General features: G+C 33.0%; 19 protein-coding genes and 5 tRNA genes. All 24 read right to left on the minus strand.

Annotated elements, in window-relative coordinates:
* Positions 1–77: 77 nt before the first annotated feature.
* Positions 78–4,379: a DNA-directed RNA polymerase subunit beta' gene (rpoC, locus tag MUN68_RS12005; protein ID WP_249995785.1), complete on the minus strand. Its 4,302-nt coding sequence runs from the start codon at positions 4,377–4,379 to the stop codon at positions 78–80.
* A 65-nt stretch (positions 4,380–4,444) separates the two neighbouring features.
* On the minus strand, positions 4,445–8,257 hold the full coding sequence (gene rpoB / locus MUN68_RS12010) for a DNA-directed RNA polymerase subunit beta (protein ID WP_249995786.1): 3,813 nt from the start codon (positions 8,255–8,257) through the stop codon (positions 4,445–4,447).
* Between the two features lie 124 nt (positions 8,258–8,381).
* A complete protein-coding gene (gene rplL / locus MUN68_RS12015) occupies positions 8,382–8,756 on the minus strand; it encodes a 50S ribosomal protein L7/L12 (RefSeq protein WP_249995787.1) in 375 nt (124 codons plus the stop codon).
* Positions 8,757–8,816: 60 nt separating this feature from the next.
* Positions 8,817–9,338 (minus strand): 50S ribosomal protein L10, encoded by a 522-nt coding sequence (gene rplJ / locus MUN68_RS12020; protein WP_249995788.1) that lies wholly within the window; start codon positions 9,336–9,338, stop codon positions 8,817–8,819.
* A 20-nt stretch (positions 9,339–9,358) separates the two neighbouring features.
* A complete protein-coding gene (gene rplA, locus MUN68_RS12025; RefSeq protein WP_249995789.1) occupies positions 9,359–10,048 on the minus strand; it encodes a 50S ribosomal protein L1 in 690 nt (229 codons plus the stop codon).
* Positions 10,049–10,059: 11 nt separating this feature from the next.
* Positions 10,060–10,500, minus strand: a complete 441-nt coding sequence (gene rplK, locus MUN68_RS12030; RefSeq protein ID WP_249995790.1) for a 50S ribosomal protein L11 — start codon at positions 10,498–10,500, stop codon at positions 10,060–10,062.
* Positions 10,501–10,572: 72 nt separating this feature from the next.
* Positions 10,573–11,130 (minus strand): transcription termination/antitermination protein NusG, encoded by a 558-nt coding sequence (gene nusG, locus MUN68_RS12035; RefSeq protein WP_249995791.1) that lies wholly within the window; start codon positions 11,128–11,130, stop codon positions 10,573–10,575.
* Positions 11,131–11,157: 27 nt separating this feature from the next.
* Positions 11,158–11,349: a preprotein translocase subunit SecE gene (secE, locus tag MUN68_RS12040; protein ID WP_033959310.1), complete on the minus strand. Its 192-nt coding sequence runs from the start codon at positions 11,347–11,349 to the stop codon at positions 11,158–11,160.
* 15 nt (positions 11,350–11,364) lie between these two features.
* Positions 11,365–11,437, minus strand: a tRNA-Trp gene (locus MUN68_RS12045).
* 64 nt (positions 11,438–11,501) lie between these two features.
* A complete protein-coding gene (tuf, locus tag MUN68_RS12050; protein WP_249995792.1) occupies positions 11,502–12,689 on the minus strand; it encodes an elongation factor Tu in 1,188 nt (395 codons plus the stop codon).
* A 60-nt stretch (positions 12,690–12,749) separates the two neighbouring features.
* Positions 12,750–12,821 (minus strand) — tRNA-Thr (locus tag MUN68_RS12055).
* An 82-nt stretch (positions 12,822–12,903) separates the two neighbouring features.
* Positions 12,904–12,976: transfer RNA gene (locus tag MUN68_RS12060), tRNA-Gly, on the minus strand.
* Between the two features lie 42 nt (positions 12,977–13,018).
* Positions 13,019–13,100: transfer RNA gene (locus MUN68_RS12065), tRNA-Tyr, on the minus strand.
* Positions 13,101–13,152: 52 nt separating this feature from the next.
* Positions 13,153–13,226 (minus strand) — tRNA-Thr (locus MUN68_RS12070).
* 101 nt (positions 13,227–13,327) lie between these two features.
* The gene (gene hpf, locus MUN68_RS12075; RefSeq protein WP_249995793.1) at positions 13,328–13,630 is read right to left on the minus strand and encodes a ribosome hibernation-promoting factor, HPF/YfiA family; all 303 of its coding nucleotides are present in this window, start codon (positions 13,628–13,630) and stop codon (positions 13,328–13,330) included.
* A 27-nt stretch (positions 13,631–13,657) separates the two neighbouring features.
* On the minus strand, positions 13,658–14,548 hold the full coding sequence (locus MUN68_RS12080; RefSeq protein WP_249995794.1) for a tyrosine-type recombinase/integrase: 891 nt from the start codon (positions 14,546–14,548) through the stop codon (positions 13,658–13,660).
* 107 nt (positions 14,549–14,655) lie between these two features.
* Entirely contained in the window at positions 14,656–14,850 is a 195-nt protein-coding gene (rpsU, locus tag MUN68_RS12085) for a 30S ribosomal protein S21 (protein WP_249995795.1), read from the minus strand.
* Between the two features lie 110 nt (positions 14,851–14,960).
* Entirely contained in the window at positions 14,961–16,388 is a 1,428-nt protein-coding gene (locus tag MUN68_RS12090; protein WP_249995796.1) for a carboxypeptidase-like regulatory domain-containing protein, read from the minus strand.
* A gap of 16 nt (positions 16,389–16,404) precedes the next feature.
* Complete coding sequence (locus tag MUN68_RS12095; RefSeq protein WP_249995797.1) at positions 16,405–17,571, minus strand: acyl-CoA dehydrogenase family protein; 1,167 nt, start codon at positions 17,569–17,571, stop codon at positions 16,405–16,407.
* A 20-nt stretch (positions 17,572–17,591) separates the two neighbouring features.
* Positions 17,592–18,467, minus strand: a complete 876-nt coding sequence (locus MUN68_RS12100; RefSeq protein WP_249995798.1) for a ComEA family DNA-binding protein — start codon at positions 18,465–18,467, stop codon at positions 17,592–17,594.
* Between the two features lie 9 nt (positions 18,468–18,476).
* Positions 18,477–20,081, minus strand: a complete 1,605-nt coding sequence (locus MUN68_RS12105) for an alanine/glycine:cation symporter family protein (protein ID WP_249995799.1) — start codon at positions 20,079–20,081, stop codon at positions 18,477–18,479.
* A gap of 97 nt (positions 20,082–20,178) precedes the next feature.
* The gene (locus tag MUN68_RS12110; RefSeq protein ID WP_249995800.1) at positions 20,179–21,198 is read right to left on the minus strand and encodes a potassium channel family protein; all 1,020 of its coding nucleotides are present in this window, start codon (positions 21,196–21,198) and stop codon (positions 20,179–20,181) included.
* Between the two features lie 3 nt (positions 21,199–21,201).
* Complete coding sequence (locus MUN68_RS12115) at positions 21,202–21,429, minus strand: PspC domain-containing protein (protein ID WP_249995801.1); 228 nt, start codon at positions 21,427–21,429, stop codon at positions 21,202–21,204.
* Positions 21,430–21,596: 167 nt separating this feature from the next.
* Complete coding sequence (locus tag MUN68_RS12120) at positions 21,597–22,865, minus strand: DUF2851 family protein (RefSeq protein ID WP_249995802.1); 1,269 nt, start codon at positions 22,863–22,865, stop codon at positions 21,597–21,599.
* Between the last annotated feature and the right edge of the window lie 37 nt (positions 22,866–22,902).

The following is a 22,902-nucleotide window of genomic DNA, read 5'->3' on the forward strand; positions in this document are numbered from 1 at the left end:
AAAAAAGCCTTCATACATATGAATGCGTGAAGGCTTTTATTATATAGAGATTCTTGCCTTCGCAAGAATGACAACTGTTAGTTGTAGTTCATCTCTTCTTTTGCTTTCATCATTTCATTGAATTCTTCTTTAGAACCTACAATGATGTTATCAAATTTTCTAACACCTGTTCCTGCTGGAATTCTATGACCAACAATTACATTTTCTTTCAATCCTTCAAGATCGTCAACTTTAGCATTTACAGCTGCTTCGTTAAGAACCTTAGTTGTTTCTTGGAACGATGCTGCAGATATAAATGATTTCGTCTGTAAAGATGCTCTTGTAATACCTTGTAAAATAGGTGTAGCTGTAGCAGGTTTTGCATCTCTTGCAGTTGCCAACGCTTTATCTTCTCTACGTAGTATTGAATTCTCATCTCTTAACTCTCTAGCTGTTAAAATCTGTCCTGCCTTTAAAGTTTCAGAATCTCCAGCTTCTTCGACAACTTTCATTCCAAAAATCTTATCGTTTTCTTCAATAAAATCTGCTTTATGAGCTAATTGATCTTCTAAGAAAATCGTATCACCAGAATCAATAATTCTAACTTTACGCATCATTTGTCTTACAACAACTTCAAAGTGCTTGTCATTAATCTTTACACCTTGTAAACGATATACTTCTTGTACTTCGTTTACTAAGTATTGTTGCACAGCTGAAGGGCCTTTGATATTCAAAATATCATTAGGAGTAATTGAACCATCAGATAATGGCATACAAGCTTTTACATAATCATTTTCTTGCACAAGAATTTGATTAGATAATTTAACTAAGTATTTCTTAATCTCACCTAATTTAGACTCAATGATAATTTCACGATTACCTCTTTTGATTTTTCCGAAAGATACAACACCATCAATCTCACTAACAACAGCAGGATTAGAAGGGTTACGTGCTTCAAATAATTCAGTTACACGAGGTAAACCACCTGTAATATCACCTGCTTTAGCAGATTTACGAGGAATCTTAACTAAAATTTTACCAACTTTAACTTTTTCACCATCATCAATCATAAGGTGAGCTCCAACAGGTAAATTGTATGAACGTATCGTTTCTCCTTTAGCATCCTCAATAAGAAGCGTAGGAATTAATTTCTTGTTTCTAGATTCAGAAATTACTTTCTCTTGGAAACCAGTTTGCTCATCAATTTCTACTTGATAAGTGATACCTTGCTCAATGTTTTCAAATCTCACTTTACCAGCAAATTCTGAAATAATCACACCATTATATGGATCCCACTGACAAATAATATCTCCTGCTTTCACTTTATCACCTGGTTTAACATAGATGAATGATCCATAAGGAATATTATTCGTACTAAGTGTGATACCAGTTTTAGTATCAACTAATTTTAATTCTGAAGTACGAGAGATAACTACGTTAACATCTTTACCTTCATTATCCTTAGTCTTAACCGTTTTTAGGTCTTCAATTTCTGCAACACCATCAAACTTAACAGTTAATTTGTTTTCTTCGGAAATGTTACCTGCAACACCACCAACGTGGAATGTACGTAAAGTAAGCTGTGTTCCTGGTTCACCAATTGATTGTGCCGCAACGACACCAACAGCTTCTCCACGTTGAACCATTTTACCTGTCGCTAAATTACGACCATAACATTTTGAACAAATACCTTTCTTAGCTTCACAAGTTAATGCTGAACGTACTTCAACAGAATCTAAAGCAGACGCTTGAATACGTTTAGCAATATCATCATGGATATGACCACCTGCTTCAACTAATAGCTCTTCGGTAATTGGGTCAAAAACATCATTTAAAGATGTACGACCAACTATTCTAGCTTCAAGCGTTTCAATTATTTCTTCGTTTTTCTTTAACGGATTGACTTCAATACCTCTTAATGTACCACAATCTTCAGTGTAGATAATAACATCTTGAGACACATCAACTAAACGACGCGTTAAATAACCAGCATCTGCAGTTTTAAGTGCTGTATCGGCAAGACCTTTACGTGCACCGTGAGTAGAGATAAAGTAATCTAAAATTGAAAGACCTTCTTTAAAGTTAGCAAGAATTGGGTTTTCAATAATCGATCCTCCACCTGCAGTAGATTTCTTAGGTTTCGCCATTAATCCACGCATACCTGTCAACTGACGAATCTGTTCTTTAGATCCACGAGCTCCAGAATCAAGCATCATAAACACCGAGTTAAACCCTTGTTGATCTTCTCGAATACGCTTCATAGACAACTCTGTTAATTCAGCATTTGTAGATGTCCAGATATCAATAACTTGATTATAACGTTCGTTATTTGTTATTAATCCCATATTATAGTTGCCCATAATACCATCAACTAAACCATTAGCTTTGTCAATCATACCTTGTTTTTCAGGTGGAATAATAATATCCCCTAAACTGAACGACAGACCACCTTGAAAGGCAAATTTATATCCTTGAGTTTTAATTTCATCTAAGAAGGCAGCTGTTACTGGTACACTTGTCTTTTTTAGAATACCATGAATAATATCTCTTAAAGATTTCTTAGTCAATACCTCATTAATGTAACCTGCAGCAGCTGGAACTTTTTCGTTAAAAAGCACACGACCAACAGTAGTTTCAATAATTTGAGTAGTTAACTCTCCTTCTTCATTAAAATCTTGAGTTCTTACTTTAATACCTGCATTTAATTCTACTTTTTTCTCATTGTAAGCAATTGTTACTTCTTCTGGAGAGTAGAATGATAAGCCTTCACCTAAAACTTTTACGTCTTTAGTTGATTTTCTGAGCTTGGTCATATAGTAAAGACCAAGTACCATATCCTGAGAAGGAACAGTTACTGGAGCACCATTTGCTGGATTTAAGATATTATGAGATGCCAACATTAATAATTGACACTCTAAAATAGCTTCAGGTCCAAGTGGTAAATGAACCGCCATCTGGTCACCATCAAAATCGGCATTAAATGCAGTACACACTAATGGGTGTAACTGAATTGCTTTCCCTTCAATTAATTTTGGTTGGAAAGCTTGAATACCAAGTCTGTGTAGTGTAGGAGCACGGTTTAGTAATACAGGATGTCCTTTAAGAACATTCTCTAAGATATCCCAAACAACAGGCTCTTTTCTATCTATAATTTTCTTTGCAGATTTTACAGTTTTTACAATTCCTCTTTCAATCAATTTTCTAATGATAAAAGGTTTGTAAAGTTCTGCTGCCATACCTTTCGGCAATCCACATTCAAATAATTTTAATTCTGGTCCAACAACAATTACAGAACGTGCAGAATAGTCAACACGTTTACCAAGTAAGTTTTGACGGAAACGTCCTTGCTTACCTTTTAATGAGTCAGATAATGATTTTAAAGGTCTATTAGAATCCGTTTTTACTGCAGAAGCTTTACGTGTGTTATCAAACAATGAATCTACAGATTCTTGTAACATACGTTTTTCATTACGAAGAATTACTTCTGGAGCTTTAATTTCAACTAAACGTTTTAAACGGTTGTTACGAATAATAACACGACGATATAAATCATTTAAATCAGACGTTGCAAAACGTCCACCATCTAAAGGCACTAATGGTCTTAATTCTGGTGGAATGATTGGAATAGCCTTCATAATCATCCACTCAGGTCTATTCTCTCTATTTAAATTTGAATCTCTAAATGCTTCAACAACTTGTAAACGTTTTAAGGCTTCAGTTTTACGTTGTTTAGAGGTTTCTGTATTTGCTTTATGACGTAACTCAAATGATAAGTCATCTAAATCAATTCTTGCTAAAAGGTCAATTAAGCATTCCGCTCCCATTTTAGCAATAAATTTATTTGGATCTGTATCATCTAAATACTGATTTTCTTTAGGTAGAGTCTCCATAATATTTAGGTACTCTTCCTCAGTTAAGAAATCCATTTTTTGTAATGGTTCTCCTTCAGCATTCATAGCTTCACCTGCTTGAATAACAACATAACGCTCATAATAGATAATCATATCTAAACGCTTTGATGGTAACCCAAGTAAGTATCCAATTTTATTTGGCAACGAACGGAAATACCAGATATGAGCTACAGGCACAACAAGGTTGATGTGTCCTACTCTATCACGACGTACTTTCTTTTCAGTTACTTCAACACCACAACGATCACAAACGATTCCTTTATAGCGTATTCTTTTATATTTACCACAAGCACATTCAAAATCCTTCACAGGACCAAAAATACGCTCACAGAATAAACCATCACGTTCAGGTTTATGTGTTCGATAATTAATAGTTTCTGGTTTTAAAACTTCACCACGAGACGCTGCCAAAACAGATTCTGGAGATGCTAGACCAATAGAGATTTTACTAAATCTCTGTATTACATTCTTATCATGTCTTCTTGCCATAATTACTTTATAGTCTTGAGTTTTCAACCTTCAGTAAACAAAATACTGAAGGCTGTCAACTATTTTTATTCTTCTAATCTAATATCTAATCCTAATCCTTTCAATTCATGCATAAGTACATTGAAAGATTCAGGTAATCCTGGTTCTGGCATTGGCTCACCTTTTACGATAGCTTCGTAAGTTTTAGCTCTACCTATAACATCATCTGATTTTACTGTTAAGATTTCACGTAATGTACTTGAAGCTCCATAAGCCTCAAGTGCCCAAACTTCCATCTCACCAAAACGCTGACCACCAAATTGTGCTTTACCACCTAAAGGTTGTTGCGTAATTAATGAGTAAGGACCTATTGAACGTGCGTGCATCTTATCATCAATCATATGACCTAGTTTAATCATATAAATGACACCAACTGTTGCAGGTTGATCAAAACGATCTCCAGTTCCACCATCATATAAATATGTATGACCAAATCTTGGCACACCAGCTTCATCTGTAAATCCGTTAATCTGATCTAGTGTTGCACCATCAAAAATTGGAGTCGCATATGTACGACCTAATTTTTGTCCAGCCCAACCAAGAACAGTTTCATAAATCTGTCCGATGTTCATACGAGATGGTACACCTAACGGGTTTAATACGATATCAACAGGAGTTCCATCTTCTAAGAATGGCATATCTTCTTGACGAACGATACGAGCAACAATACCTTTGTTACCATGACGTCCTGCCATTTTATCTCCAACTTTTAATTTACGTTTCTTAGCAACATAAACCTTAGCCAATTTGATAATACCTGCTGGTAACTCATCACCTACAGAAATGGTAAACTTCTCACGACGTAATGATCCTTGAAGATCATTTTCTTTAATCTTATAGTTGTGAACTAAATCTGCAACTAATGAATTTAAATGAGTGTCTGTAGTCCAAACTCCTGAAGTTAAATGTGAATAATCATCAACTGAGTTTAACATCTTAAGTGTATATTTCTTTCCTTTAGGAATGATTTCTTCACCTAAGTCATTATAGATACCTTGAGCAGTTTTACCATTAACAAGAGCGAATAATTTTTCAACTAAAACAGCTTGTAAATCATCAAACTTCTTGTAATAGATATTTTCTAATGCTTCAATATCTTCTTTATCTTTTGCTCTCTTACGCTTATCTTTAATAGCTCTTGAGAATAATTTTTTCTCAATAACAACACCATGTAATGATGGAGATGCTTTTAAAGACGCGTCTTTTACATCACCTGCTTTATCACCAAAGATGGCACGTAATAATTTTTCTTCTGGTGTAGGATCAGATTCCCCTTTTGGTGTAATCTTACCAATAAGGATATCACCTGGCTTAATCTCTGCACCAATTCTAATCATACCATTTTCATCAAGGTCTTTAGTAGCCTCTTCAGAAACATTAGGAATATCATTAGTTAATTCTTCGTTACCTAATTTGGTATCTCTAACTTCTAATGAATATTCATCAATATGAATTGATGTAAATATATCATCACGTACTACTTTTTCTGAAATTACGATGGCATCCTCAAAGTTGTAACCTTTCCATGGCATAAATGCCACTTTCATGTTACGACCTAATGCTAATTCTCCATTTTCAGTAGCATAACCTTGACAAAGAACTTGTCCTTTTTTAACTTTATCTCCTTTCTCAACGATTGGCTTTAAGTTAATTGAAGTTCCTTGGTTGGTTTTTCTGAATTTCACTAAAGGATATGTTTTGGTATCACTATCAAAACTTACCATGGCAGCTTCTTCAGAACGCTCATATTTTATAGTAATTTCATTTGCATCAACGTACTCAATAGTTCCATCTCCTTCAGCATTAATTAAAACTCTAGAATCTTGAGCTACCTGACGTTCAAGACCAGTTCCAACGATTGGTGCTTGCGGACGTAATAAAGGTACAGCTTGACGCATCATGTTAGATCCCATCAATGCACGGTTGGCATCATCATGTTCTAAGAACGGAATCAATGACGCCGAAATAGAAGCAATTTGGTTTGGTGCAACATCAGTATAATTCACATTTGTTGGATCAATAACTGGAAAATCTCCTTCCTGACGTGCAATAATTTTATCTTCTAAAATTTTTCCATTATCATCAACACGAATATTCGCTTGCGCGATTAACATATCTTCTTCTTCTTCCGCACTTAAATATGTTGGTACATTCTTAATATCTACAACACCATTTTCTGATTTTCTATAAGGTGTTTCAATGAATCCCATTGAATTAACTTTAGCATAAACAGATAAAGATGAAATTAATCCAATGTTTGGTCCCTCAGGAGTTTCAATTGGACAAAGTCTTCCGTAGTGTGTATAGTGAACATCACGAACCTCAAACCCTGCTCTTTCTCTAGATAAACCTCCAGGTCCTAAAGCTGATAGACGACGTTTATGTGTAATCTCTGCAAGTGGATTCGTTTGATCCATAAACTGAGATAGCTGATTTGTTCCGAAGAATGAATTAATAACAGAAGATAAGGTCTTCGCATTAATTAAATCAATCGGTGTAAACACTTCATTGTCACGAACATTCATTCTTTCACGAATGGTACGAGCCATACGTGCTAAACCAACACCAAATTGAGACGATAATTGCTCACCTACTGTACGTACACGACGGTTAGATAAGTGATCAATATCATCAATCTCTGCCTTAGAATTGATTAATTCGATTAAATATTTGATGATTGTAATGATATCTTCTTTGGTAAGCACTTGCTTATCCATTCCGATATCTAACTGTAATTTCTTGTTCATTCTATAACGACCTACTTCACCTAAAGAGTAACGTTGGTCAGAGAAGAATAATTTATCTATAATACCACGTGCAGTTTCCTCATCTGGCGGCTCAGCATTACGCAATTGACGATAGATATGCTCAACAGCTTCTTTTTCAGAGTTTGTTGGATCTTTCTGTAATGTATTATGAATAATTGCATAATCTCCTTGTTGTGCACTTTCTTTATGTAAAAGAATAGTTTTGACACCAGCTTCAAGGATTTCTTCAATATTATCTTTATCAATAATTGTGTCACGATCTAAGACTATTTCGTTACGTTCAATAGAAACAACTTCTCCAGTATCTTCATCAACGAAATCTTCATGCCATGTATTTAAAACACGAGCAGCCAGTTTACGACCAACAACTTTTTTAAGACCAGATTTTGATACTTTAACTTCTTCAGCAAGATCAAAAATCTCTAAAATGTCTTTATCACGTTCAAAGCCGATAGCTCTGAATAATGTTGTAACAGGTAATTTTTTCTTTCTATCAATGTAAGCATACATTACCTGGTTAATATCTGTAGCAAATTCTATCCAAGATCCTTTAAAAGGAATTACTCTTGCAGAATATAATTTTGTACCATTGGCATGGAAAGACTGACTAAAGAATACACCTGGAGATCTATGTAATTGAGATACAACTACACGTTCTGCACCATTGATACAGAATGTTCCACTAGGTGTCATATAAGGAATTGTTCCAAGATATACATCTTGAACAATTGTTTCAAAGTCTTCATGCTCAGGATCTGTACAATACAATTTTAAACGTGCTTTTAAAGGCACACTGTATGTCAGTCCTCTTTCGATACATTCTTCAATTGAATATCTTGGTGGATCAATGAAATAATCCAAAAATTCTAATACGAATTGGTTACGTGTATCTGTAATAGGAAAGTTTTCCATGAAGGTATTATATAGTCCTTCATTTCCTCTTTGTTCTGATTTTGTCTCTAACTGGAAAAAATCCTGAAAGGATTTAATTTGAATATCCAAGAAATCTGGATAATCAGTTCTGTTAATTATGGAAGAGAAATTTAATCTTTCAGCTGTATTTGCTAACATCGATGAACGAGATTTTGATTAAAAAATAATTTATTTTCTTATGTACATTTTATATACACAAAAGGGTTTAGGTCATTTCGATTATTTCGAAAGACCTAAACCATAATTTGTAGGTTTGTTAAGCTTACTTAAGCTCAACCTCTGCTCCTGCTTCTTCTAATTGAGATTTTAGAGCTTCAGCTTCGTCTTTAGCAACACCTTCTTTGATTGCACTTGGTGCATCATCAACTAAACCTTTAGCTTCTTTTAATCCTAAACCAGTTAATTCTTTAACTAATTTCACAACAGCTAATTTAGAACCACCTGCTGCTTTAAGGATTACGTCGAATTCTGATTTTTCTTCAGCTGCTTCTGCACCTGCTCCTCCACCTGCTGCTACTGCTACTGCTGCTGCTGCTGGTTCGATACCATATTCGTCTTTTAATATTGTAGCTAATTCATTAACTTCTTTTACTGTTAAATTAACTAATTGTTCTGCGAAATCTTTTAAATCTGCCATTTTCTACCGTTTTTAATAATTTTAATAAAATATAATTTGTTTAAGTGCGTACTTAGTTGATTATCCTTCTTTTTCGGATAATGTTTTAATAATACCTGCGATTGTTCCACCACCTGATTTAAGTGCTGAAATAACATTTTTAGCTGGTGATTGTAATAATCCAACAATCTCTCCAATCAATTCTTCTTTAGACTTGATATCTACTAACATGTCTAATTGATCATCTCCAAGGTAAACTGCTTCTTCAATAAAAGCTCCTTTAAGCAAAGGCTTTTCAGATTTTTTACGGAAATTTTTAATTACTTTGGCTGGAGCGTTTCCAGTTTCAGAGTACATTACTGAGGTATTACCTTTTAAAACTGTTGGAAGTTCTCCAAAATCTCTTTCAGAAGCTTCCATAGCTTTAGTTAATAATGTGTTTTTTACTACGCTTAATTGTACGTTTGCTTTAAAACAAGCACGACGTAGATCTGAAGTGTTACCTGCATTTAATCCTGATATATCAGCTAGATATATATTTGCATTATCTGCTAATTGAGCAGTTAACTCTTCAATTACTTGTGATTTTTCTTCTCTTGTCATAATAATAAAGATTTAACTACTTATGCGAATTTAACATCAATTGCAATACTCGGACTCATTGTACTAGACATAAAGATACTCTTCATGTATACACCTTTCGACGAGGTAGGTTTCAACTTATTTAAAGTGGTTAACAATTCCATTGCATTGTCCTGTAATTTATCAGCACTAAAAGATGCTTTACCTATAGGAGCGTGTACAATTCCTGTTTTATCAACTTTAAAATCTATTTTACCAGCTTTTACTTCAGCCACTGCTTTAGCAACATCCATAGTAACTGTTCCTGTTTTTGGATTTGGCATTAAACCTCTTGGACCTAATACTCTACCTAAAGGACCTAATTTACCCATGATAGCTGGCATAGTAACGATAACGTCAACATCTGTCCAACCACCTTTAATTTTTTCCAGGTATTCATCAAGTCCTACATAGTCAGCTCCAGCAGCTTTAGCTTCTTCCTCTTTATCAGGAGTTACTAATGCTAAAACTTTCATGTCTTTACCTGTTCCATGTGGAAGAGATACGACACCTCTCACCATTTGGTTTGCTTTACGAGGATCTACACCTAATCTAATTGCTAAATCAACTGAAGCATCAAATTTTGTATAAGTGATTTCCTTTAATAATGCCGAAGCTTCTTCGATAGAATATAATTTATTCTTATCTACTTTAGATTCAGATTCTTTTCTATTTTTTGTTATTCTTGCCATTTCAAAAATTTTTAGTTAGGTGCTTCACCACCTTTAACTGTGATTCCCATTGATCTTGCAGTACCAGCAACCATTTTCATAGCAGATTCGATTTTAAAGGCATTTAAATCTACCATCTTATCTTCTGCGATTGCTTTAACTTGATCCCAAGTAACTTTTGCTACTTTCTTTCTGTTCGGTTCTCCAGATCCTTTTTTTACTTTGGCCGCTTCTAATAATTGCACTGCCGCAGGAGGTGTTTTGATCACGAAATCAAAAGACTTATCTTTATAAACAGAAATAACAACTGGAAGAACTTTACCAGGTTTGTCCTGAGTTCTAGCGTTGAATTGCTTACAAAATTCCATGATATTAACTCCAGCAGCACCTAAAGCGGGTCCAACCGGTGGCGACGGATTCGCTGCACCTCCCCGAACTTGTAATTTAACTACTTTACCTAATTCTTTTGCCATTTTACTTATTTTAGTTTTGCACCTCTTTCATTTTGGAAGCTAAAAGACATGCTATCTATATTGTAACAATTATTATACTTTTTCAACTTGCATATAACTTAATTCTAATGGTGTTTTTCTTCCGAAAATTTTAACCATCACTTCAAGTTTACGCTTTTCTTCATTTATCTTTTCGATAGTACCATCAAATCCATTGAATGGACCATCTATAACTTTAACAGTTTCCCCTCTAGTAAAAGGAATTGCAACATTTACGTCAGCATCTACAGTTAATTCATCAACTTTACCTAACATTCTATTAACTTCGGACTGTCTTAATGGAACAGGATCTCCTCCTTTAGTTTCTCCCAAAAACCCAATAACGTTAGTTATAGATTTAATGATATGAGGAATTTCTCCACTTAAATTTGCCTGAATCATTATATAACCTGGAAAGTAAACTTTTTCCTTGTTTATTTTTTTTCCATTACGGATTTGAATTACTTTTTCAGTAGGCACTAAAACTTGATCAACAAAATCTTCTAAACCTAATCTAGAAATTTCATTTTCTATATAAGCCTTAATCTTATTCTCTTGACCACTTACAGCTCTAACTACGTACCATTTTTTATTTACACTTGTCTCAGACATTATTCTTTGCTTTTATAGTTAGTTTAGTTATATCAACTCAAAATAAGCCTTGATAACTTTACTGAAAACAGTATCAACTCCCCAAATAGCTAATGAAAAAATTATTGAAAACACAGCAACTAAAATAGTTAAACTTTGCGCTTCAGACCAAGGTGTCCAAGTCACATTGTTTTTTAATTCTTCAAAAGATTCTTTAATATAATTTATTATTCCTGCCATTTGATTTTCTATTTGCACGGGTTGAGAGACTCGAACTCCCGACACCTGGTTTTGGAGACCAGTGCTCTACCAACTGAGCTAAACCCGTAAATATAAATCAAGGCGTTCGCCTTTGACGAACACCTTAACTCATATTTATTATGATAAATATTTTAGTCTAAAATCTCAGTAACCTGTCCTGCACCAACTGTTCTACCTCCCTCACGAATTGCGAAACGTAAACCTACGTTCATTGCAATTGGTTGAATTAACTCAACAGTAATAGTAAGGTTATCTCCAGGCATTACCATTTCAACTCCATCAGGAAGTGCAATGTTACCAGTTACATCAGTTGTACGCACGTAAAACTGTGGACGATAGTTATTATGAAATGGAGTGTGACGTCCACCTTCTTCTTTTTTCAAAATATAAACCTCAGCTTTAAATTTAGAGTGTGGTGTCACTGAACCAGGTTTAGTAATTACCATACCTCTAGATATTTGAGATTTCTCAATACCTCTTAATAAAATACCAGCATTATCTCCAGCCTCTCCTCTATCAAGGATTTGACGGAACATTTCAATACCAGTAATAGTAGAGTTTAATTTCTCTGCACCCATACCAATAATCTCAACTGGATCACCTGTATTAGCAACTCCTGTTTCGATACGACCTGTAGCAACAGTTCCACGACCAGTAATAGAGAATACATCTTCTATTGGCATTAAGAATGGCTTATCCATATCACGCACTGGCTCTTCTATCCAAGCATCAACAGCTTCCATTAATTCCATTACTGTATCAACCCATTTTTGCTCACCGTTTAGTGCTCCTAAAGCTGAACCAGCAATTACAGGGCCATTATCACCATCATACTCATAGAATGATAACAAATCTCTAATTTCCATTTCTACTAATTCTAATAACTCATCATCATCAACCATATCCACTTTATTCATGAATACAACGATACGAGGAATACCTACTTGACGTCCTAAAAGGATATGCTCACGAGTTTGAGGCATTGGACCATCTGTAGCAGCTACAACTAATATTGCACCATCCATTTGAGCAGCACCAGTAACCATGTTCTTTACGTAATCGGCGTGACCTGGACAGTCAACGTGAGCGTAATGACGATTTGCTGTTGCATATTCAACGTGTGATGTATTAATTGTAATACCTCTTTCTTTCTCCTCTGGAGCATTATCAATTTGATCAAATGATAATGCATTTGATAAACCTGCATCAGCTAATACTTTAGTAATAGCAGCAGTTAAAGTTGTTTTACCGTGATCTACGTGTCCAATAGTACCAATGTTAAGGTGTGGTTTTGAACGATCGAAAGTTGCCTTTGCCATGTTTAATTTATTTAATCTTAATTTATATTAGTGTTCAATTTAATTCTATACAAAAAAAAGAGCCAATGACGAGATTTGAACTCGTGACCTCTTCCTTACCAAGGAAACGCTCTACCCCTGAGCTACACCGGCTTTAAGGTTGTGTTGATTGACATTACATCAAACCAAAAACGCTCACTCAAGATAAAGCCAAGCTAAATCTAGTTTGACTTAGAGCGAGAGACCGGGTTCGAACCGGCGACATTCAGCTTGGAAGGCTGACGCTCTACCAACTGAGCTACTCTCGCATTATTTACAACTATCTTACAAGTTGAAGGTTTCAATATTTGTGGGGAGAGCAGGATTCGAACCTGCGAAGACGTAGTCAGCAGATTTACAGTCTGCCCTCGTTGGCCGCTTGAGTATCTCCCCAATTTTAAAGAACTTTTGCTAAAATTAACCGCTGCTATTTTAGACTTTTTAGAGCCGATGGAGGGACTCGAACCCACGACCTGCTGATTACAAATCAGCTGCTCTAGCCAGCTGAGCTACATCGGCTTTTAAATAACTTTTTGGCTATAAAAAAAGCCCGCTATTTCTAACGGACTGCAAATGTAAAGATTTATTTATTTATTCAAAACATTTTTTGAAAAATTTTATCATATATGTGCTCTTAATTTTTCTTTTCGCTTTTTTAATTGCCTTTCTAATGACGAAACTGCCATATCTGTACCCTCTTCAAATGATTTACACTGCTTCTTTACAACGAAGCTATCTCCTGGCACATTTACTCTAGCTTCAAATATTTTATTTTCTTTATCACTTGTGTTTTCTACTTTTAAATAGACATCAGAATCAATAACCTTATCATAAAACATATCTAACTTATCCATTCGTTTTTGAATAAAGTCAATTAGTTTTTGATCTGCGTTAAAATTCACGGATTGTGTATTTACCTTCATATTCTATCTTTTATTGGTTAGATATTATTATTTTTTACTTCTAGGATGTGTCTTTGCATACACATTTTTTAATTCTGCTATACTATTATGCGTATAGATTTGTGTTGCTGCTAAACTTGAATGACCTAACAGTTCTTTAACAGCATTTAGATTTGCACCTTGATTTAATAAATGAGTTGCAAATGAGTGCCTCAATATGTGCGGACTCCGTTTTACCTTTGTAGATGCTTTACTAAAGTAATCATTTATAATTCTGTACACAAGTGTTTCATAAATTTTAACCCCTTTTTTAGTTAAAAACAAAAAGGAATCATCTTTTAGAACCACGAGTTCTTTCCTCGTTATCATATAAGAATTAAAAGTATCTACGACCGATGGTAGTAACGGAATAAATCGCTCCTTATTTCTTTTACCTAACACTTTTAACGTTTTATTAGCTAAATCAACATCATTTAGTTTTAATTGAACAAGTTCTATTCGCCTTATACCTGTAGCATAAAATAATTCAATAATTAATCTATTTCTTAAACCTTCAAAATCTGTTTCAAAATTTAATTCTTGCAGAACTGTTTTAATTTCTTCTTCAGAAAAAGGGACTTGAATTTTTTTACTTGTTTTTAGAGCTTTGTGTTTGGTAAGCGGATTAACTTCGATTTCTTCAATTTTCAAAAGGAATTTATAATAGGTATTTAATGAGGACACCTTCCTATTAATACTTCGGTTTGAAATCCCTTCATCTACTAATAGAATTATCCAACTTCTTATTTGTTGATAATTAGCATTTGTAATTGATTTAGAATCATATTCAGATAAAACAAAATCAGAAAAAACTTGAATATCATTTAAATAGGCCTTGAGTGTTAACTGAGAATAGTTTTTTTCAAGTAATAAATAATCTGAAAATGATTGCAATGCCATTTAAAATCTTTAGAATTAAATCTAAAATACAAAGTTTTAATTACAATCTTGTCATAAACAAAAAAATCCCATTATTTCTAATGGGATTTAATATAAGGGAAACACAATTATACTGTTTCTTGATCTCTTAGACCTTGAACATACTGTGCTTTTTGTATTTGTTCTCTTCGTTGAACTGAAGGTTTTGTGAATTGTTTACGTTCTTGTAACTGATTCTTAACCGTTGTCTTTACAAACTTACGCTTGTAACGTTTTAACGCTCTATCTATATTTTCTCCTTCTTTAACTGGTATTCTTAACATAGTGTCTTAACCTCCTCTCTTTTAGATTTTTTAAGGCTGCAAATATAGGAAGGAATTTAAGATATCAAAATAAAAATCTTAATTTTTAATAAATCGCAATTTCAACGAGATTACTGTTTAAATAAAGATGCACGTTTACTTAAGTCTTTAATAAGCTGTTCGTCTTCTTCACTCTCTAGTAAAATATTATAGTTTTTCCAGAAGGTTTGATTATAAGGCTTTGGCGAAAAGATATCTGCATCCCAATCCCCTTTTAAAGCTTCTGCAATAATTTGATCGTCTTCTATAATGTCTGAAAATAAAATTTCTTGAATGGTATAATAAAAACGTTCTTCGTTATAATACTTTGCCTTTTCTTCTTCAGTTAACTTTTCATTTGTTTTTAAACCAACGTTAACTAGTTTAGGCGTTTCATAATAGATATAATTAGGATACATTTTATCGTTGTATTCCATATATGTCATAATTAATTTATGGTTAAGCTGAGTTCCGAAAAGGGTTTTGCTTCTGATTTTTTGAGCATCTGAAGCTGCTACAAGCTCGTATTCTATTTTTTTAATGGCATAGTTATCCCAATAAATATAAATCCAACCCTTAGCATTATAACCGCCATTAAAAATCCCTTCAGTTTCTAAATCCACAAAATCTTTACTCTCTGATATTTGTATTTTATAGAGTCTTCGATCATTATCTACTAAAACAGTATCCAATTTAAACTGATGTTTTTCTAGCATATTCTCACCTAGAAGTGCTTTGGCTGCTTTAGAGTTTCTTACTAAATTCAGCTTTCCTTTGAATAAGTTTTCAAGTCCGTTAACTCTCGTATCATTCCATTTAATTGCTTTAACCAAAGATGACGTTTTAATCGTATCTCTTCTCAAGTTTTTAGCCTTTAGTTTTCTATTGTTTTCATAACGTTTTAAATAGGAATAATATGAAAAAATACTATCTACATCACGAAGGTCATAACTTTTACGAACCTGATCTACATTAACTTTTAAATGATCTTTTGAAGACACAGAATAACCAGAATCATATACAGTAATCGCACTTTCAATAAGCCACTTAAACTCTTTAGCATTACGTTCTTTATGTCTTAGAAAGCCTTTTTGAATGTAAGCTGAATCTGGAAGATTTTCAGATAATCTTTCAATCGCTTTTAATACTATGTCGTTTCCGGTTTTTGGACGATTTTCAGCAATAAGAATAATTTCATCTAATGCTGCTATATCTTCTTCAAGATAAACATCTTCGGTATTATCAAATTCGTTTACAGGTATTTTAAAACTTTTATAACCTATTGACGAAATTATAAGTGTATCTGACAATAATTCATTTGAGACTTGTAATACAAATTTTCCATCTTGATTACTTACGGTTCCAATAGTTGTGTTTTTTATGTAAATACTAGCACTCTCAATTGGCATTAAGGTAGTAAAATCAACAATCTTATTTTTTAATTCGGTTTGAGAAAATGAAACCATACTGAATACACAGAAACTGAATAAAACAAATTGTTTTGTTAGTTGAATTCTCATTTAAGTTGATTTTAAATTATGTTGCTGGTTTATAATCTTTCTTATCTATTACCATTTTAGCGATAATCTCTCTTAAGATTTCAGATGTTCCTCCTCCAATTGGTCCAAGTCTACTATCGCGAAGTAATCTTGCTAAAGGATATTCTTCCATATAACCATAACCGCCTAAAAATTGCAGGCAATCGTACATGACTTCATCAGACATTTTTGTACACTGAAGTTTAGACATTGTCGCTTCTTTCACGACATATTCACCTTGATCTAATCGACGAGCAACTGAATAGTTAAACTCTTTACAGATTTCCATTTCAGTATATCGATCTGCTATTTTATGGCGCAATGCTTGAAATTTATCAATTGTTCTTCCAAAGGCTTCGCGTTCACTCATATACTTCAATGTATATTCTAATGCAAACTCAGCTCTTGCGTGTGCATTAATTCCCATAATTAAACGCTCTAATGCAAAATGTTGCATGATATATGGAAAGCCTTTACCTTCCTCTCCCATTAAATTAGACGCAGGAATCACGACATTATCAAAAGCAATTTCTCCAGTATCTGAAGCTCTCCAGCCTAATTTATCTAATTTTGTAGCAGAAATACCAGGTGTATCTCTATCCATAATAAAGATACTAATTCCTTTATTCCCAAGTTCTGGATTTGTTTTAGCTGCAACAACTAAGTAATCACTATAAACACCGTTAGTAATGAATGTTTTTGATCCATTTATCACATACGTATCCTCTTTTTTCACAGCAGTTGTTCTCATACCTGCAACATCACTTCCTCCAAAAGGTTCAGTAATACAAAGGCAACCTATTTTTTCTCCAGTAATACTAGCAGTTAGATATTTTTCTTTAATCGCGTGATCTCCTTCTTTATTCACATGTGTCATTGCGAGGTATGTATGTGCCCAAATTGCAGCAGCAAATCCTCCTGAATTTACTTTTTGAAGTTCTTCAAGTAGAATTACGGTGTAGAATAAATCCAAATTCATTCCACCATATTCTTCAGGATAGGCAATTCCGAAGAATCCCATTTCGCCAAATTTCTCCCAAATAAAACGTTCTATGTGTCCTGTTTTTTCCCATTTTTCAATGTGAGGAACCACTTCTTTTTGTAAAAAATCTTTTAAACTCTGTCTGAACAACTCATGTTCTTCAGTGAAATATCTACTATCCATACGGTAATTTTATATCTAAATTAGAGTGTCAAATATAACTTAATTATCTCAATTTTTTTGACAGGAAAGTCTTTTACTTTTGTGAGTTCGTCTAAAGATTTAAAGCCATCTCTAAGTGTACGTTCTTGAATAATAAAATGAGCAATTTCATAATCAATATGCTGAATAGTGACCAATTCTTCTACTGTAACTTTATTCAAATTAAACTTTGTAATAGGTTTTGCTTCTTTAACTGTAAATTCGTTTAAGGCTCGCGCTATCACTTCTGAAGATAAGCCATACACATCTTGAAGTTGCACATCTGCAATAAATTGTCCACCAAGTTTCGTTCTATAAGTGACAATACGTTCTGATAATTTTTCACCAATGCCATTTACTCTTTTAAGTTGTTCTGCTGTTGCAGTGTTTAAATTCAGTTTTTGTTCAAATGTTTTTGGCTTATTATTATTTGAATATGAATATTGGTTTTTTGGTTTAGGATTTGCTATCCAATCTGGAAATTTAAAATATGGTGAAATTTCTGCTAATAATGAATCTGAAACTTTAGTGACCTTTTGAAAATCTTTCACAGAATTCACCCATTTATTTTGTTTTCTAAAGGCATGCAGTTTGTCAATTTCTTCACTACTCATTCCGAGTGTATAGCCTTTATAATCGGTTATAAAATTTGGATTAAAAGGATATATTTTCGGTTTATTCTCTTCAAGTTTCAGTAATTTAAGTGAATCGACCTCAGCACGAAACTCAGCCAATTCATTATCATTTACTTGAAATTCTTCCGAAGAAAAATCAACAAAAAAGTATATACTTTGTAAAATAAGAATGAGTAGTAATAACACAAAAATCCCACTACGTTGCTGTTTTGTAAACGTGAAGTGGGATTTTATATTTTTCATATTTAAATTTTATTCAGAACGCTCTTTTATAGCTTTCATATATTTATTTAATTCATCTCGTACTTTAGGCGCTAAGATTACCAATCCAATCATATTTGGAACCATCATGGCAAAAATCATAGCATCTGAAAATCCAATAACTGAATCTAAACTTGCGGCAGCGCCAATGATTACAAATACACAAAACAATAATTTATAAACGTATTCCATTTTTTTAGTTCTTCCGAATAAATAAGCCCAACCTTGAAACCCATAATAGGACCAAGAAATCATTGTACTAAATGCAAATAAAACGACAGCAATGGTAAGCACATAAGGGAACCATGAAATGGTAGATTCAAATGCACTAGAGGTTAATAAAATTGCTTGTGCATCATTTGCTGGAGGATTTAAAGGATCAACAAATCCTGTAATAATTAACACTAAGGCTGTCATAGTACAAACCACAACAGTATCAATAAATGGTTCTAATAAGGCAACCATACCTTCACTAGCTGCATACTTAGTTTTTACAGCTGAATGTGCAATAGATGCAGATCCAACACCAGCTTCATTAGAGAATGCTGCTCTTCTAAATCCTTGAACTAAAACACCAATAATTCCACCTGCAATACCTTCTGGACTAAATGCTCCATTCCATATTGCGGCAAATGCACTACCTATTAAATCAAATTTAGCAATGATTACAAATAAAGAAGCAGCTACATATATTACGACCATAAATGGCACTATTTTATCAGTAACTTTAGCGATTTTTTTAATTCCACCAATGATAACAATTCCAACACATACAGCCATTATTAATCCAAATACCCAACCGTTACCATATAATGCAGATTCAGTTCCACCAGTAATACTTTGAACTAATTGAAACGCTTGATTAACTTGAAACATGTTTCCACCTCCAAAAGAGCCACCAATAACAAAAATGGCAAATAATACAGCAAGAATTTTTCCTAATCCACCAAGTCCTTTTGACTTAAGACCTTTAGTTAAATAATACATTGGTCCACCATAAACGGTACCATCTTCAGCAATATCTCTATATTTTACACCAAGAGTACATTCGACGAACTTAGATGCCATTCCAAGAAATCCTGCCACAATCATCCAAAATGTCGCACCAGCTCCACCAATAGATACAGCAATTGCCACACCAGCGATATTTCCTAGACCAACAGTTGCAGACAAAGCAGCTGTTAATGCTTGAAAATGAGTCACCTCACCTTCATGTCCTTCGACTCGTATCGTATCTGGATTATCATCTTCATCAGTAAATGCAGATTTAGCCGCTTCGACTTTATGGTTTTCTCTTTCTTCTAAATCGTCATACTTCCCTCTTACTATATTTATTGAAGTCCAAAAACCTCTAAAATTAATACCCTTAAAATAAAAGGTAAAATATAGCGCTCCAATAATTAATGGAAATAAAACCCAAAACACCTTAACACCACCACCAAAATCTATTTGATAAAAAATAAAGCTAACAAACCATCCAGTAGCATTACCAAAAGCCTCATCAATTTTTTGATCAATCCCTTTTTCTTGAGCTTCTTGAGCAAAGGTTAAAATTGGTAATACGAGTGTAAAAAATGAAAGAAGAAATTTCTTCATATTGAGAATTATTTAAATTAGTTAGTTATAATAATGTTTACAAGATGCTAAAAAAAAATGATTTTATAAAGTATCCGTTGTTAAAATGAATTGTATTCTATTTAATATCGTATAAAGAATTTAGTCTTTGAATCTGCTCATGACGACCTAAAACAATAATTTTAGAACCAGATATTAACTTAGTATCTGCTTCGGGATTAACTAGGTATTCGCCTTTTCCATTTTTAAAACCAATAACAGTGCAACCTGTTTTTCTTCTGAGGTCTAAATCTTTAATCGTCTTAACTTCACCTGTATTGTATAGTTTTTCAACTACAACTTCTTCTATATTAATATTACGTTCTCCTACGATACCCAAATTATCTATAAACTCAACTAAATCTGGAACTACAACTAAAGACGCCATATGATCACCTCCAATTCTATCTGGTAAAATCACATTGTTAGCTCCTGCCAATTTTAACTTTTTATAAGATGTTTCTTGAGATGCTCTACTAATGATATTCATACTTTTATTAATTTGTCTTGCAGAAAGTACAACAAACAAATTATCGGCATCGTTAGGTAATGCAGAAATTAAAGTACTAGCTCGATCAACACCTGCTTCTATTAACGTGTCATCTTCATTAGCGTTTCCAAAAATAAAAGGAAGTTCATCTTCTTCATGTTTTTCAATTACTTCTTTATCCTTTTCAATAATTACAAAAGGCTTATTGTAAGCAGTTAACTTTCGTGCTGCCTGCTTTCCGTTTCTACCAAAACCACATATTATAATATGGTTTTTAAGGCTATCTATTTTCTTTTGCATTTCCTTTTGTTTTATTTCTTCTAAATCATTTTTGCTTAATATATACTCGGTTATCACAGTAATGGCATAACCCAAGATTATGACACTCGCTAAAATTAAAAAAATGGTAAATATTTTAGCATTATCATCTAATGGCTGCACTTCACCAAAACCTACAGTAGTTATAGTTATAACCGTCATATAAATGGAATCGACCCAAGAATAATTAGACATAACTTTGAATCCAATAACACCAATAGCCAAAAGCAACGACAATAAAAATACTGCTGTGTAAATCTTGGTTCTAAAAAATTTAATTACTGGATTCATAAATTACAAATCAAATACGGAAGAGCGTTTTGTATAAACGATATCTTTTATTCTTATCCAAAAGGCAAAAAACAGATATAAGGCAAAGCCAAATCCTAAAGTCACAAAAGTTAAATACATAAATGAAGTACGTACAACTTTTGCTCTAATTCCTAAACGATCTGCTATACGTTGACAAACGTAATACCCTCGTTTTTGAAAGTAGTAAAGCATTTGGTAGAAAAATTTCATTGATTTAATTTTTGTTGATGCTCATTTGTATTGCAATTTAGTCTTTAGTTTAAAACATCAAAAATTTATTTGTTTAAAAAACCTGTGTTTAAGCTAATTTTTGTTTCCTATTTAATCAATTTACAAGTATCTTTCTAAGGCTATACAAATTGAATTTTAGTTCAAATTCAGGCTAAAAGCGAATTTCCAATAGCACATTTAAGACATTGGTGTTTATTACAATATTCGGTTTTTAATTGTACTAAAGCTTGGGAATCTAAAGCCGATTTTGATATTTTCTTTAGCTTATTAAAGCTTTTTATGATTGAATTATTTTCAGAATCTATAGCTCTAATTAGTTGTATAAGTTGTTCATTAACAGCTTTTCCATTTTGTTTCGCATAACTAAATTTAAGAGGAATTATCGTATTAATCAATAGCAAGTTCACAAAAGCTTTAGTAACTATTTTAGGATTTGTTTTAGATTCTTTTTGAAACGTATAATGTGAATTCCAATATGGAGATGCAGTTACTTCAAAAAGTTTATAAAAATCCTCTAAAGTTTCACTTACCAAAAGTTTAGAAAACAAACGTTGCTGTTTATGATATAAACGTGCTAATTGAGATAAACGTATGGTTGGAAAATTAGATGGACGAAGCCTAAAAAACTGCAAAGGCAATACATATTCGTTAGACAACTGAAATTTTTGTTTTAAAAAGTAGTATTCACTTTTTAGATTTTGATAATAGGTATCTTCAATCGTTTTCTCTAATAATCCTGCTTGACCAAACAATAAAGCCTCTAATAAAAGTTGATTAGATTGTATTTTACGAACTATTGAAAAATCTAAAGAATTAGCTAAACTAAAAAAGGCGTCACCATTAACTTTCAATCCGAAATATTTTGTCAGCATTTTAAACAAAACGGCTTCCCAATTATTATTAGAAGCCTCAAGCAACGCTTCAATTGTTTTTGATTTTCGCTCTAAACGTTCAATATATAAACGTTCTAGCCAATGGTCTAATATAAAATCTTCAGTTTTAGCAAAATCATTTTCACAATTAATCCATTTCGATGTATTTGAAAATAGTTTTTTATAATTCTGCAATACTCCTTTATGGATATAATGTTTTAGCTCTAATGTTGGAATGATAGAATTATCTTTTCTATACACCTCTGAATCATGTTCATATACAACATGCAAAATAACATTATCATAAGCTTTATCTTGTTCATGATGATGTGCAAACCAATCACTAGATTTTATATGAATTTCTACATTTCCTGCCCAAAGTTGCTCACCAATTTTAAGTTGAGCATTAAAAAAATCTGGACCAGAATCATGGTTATGTATTCCTACAGAAACTAATGATATTGATTCACCTTGTATTGTTTTAAGATGAAGTATATCAAATTTTTGGAATTTCCATATATAATGTAGAAAATTTTCTCTCATTATATAAAAGTAATAAAATAGATAAGAGTGACAAGTT

Source organism: Psychroserpens ponticola (assembly GCF_023556315.2).
Lineage (GTDB): Bacteria > Bacteroidota > Bacteroidia > Flavobacteriales > Flavobacteriaceae > Psychroserpens > Psychroserpens ponticola.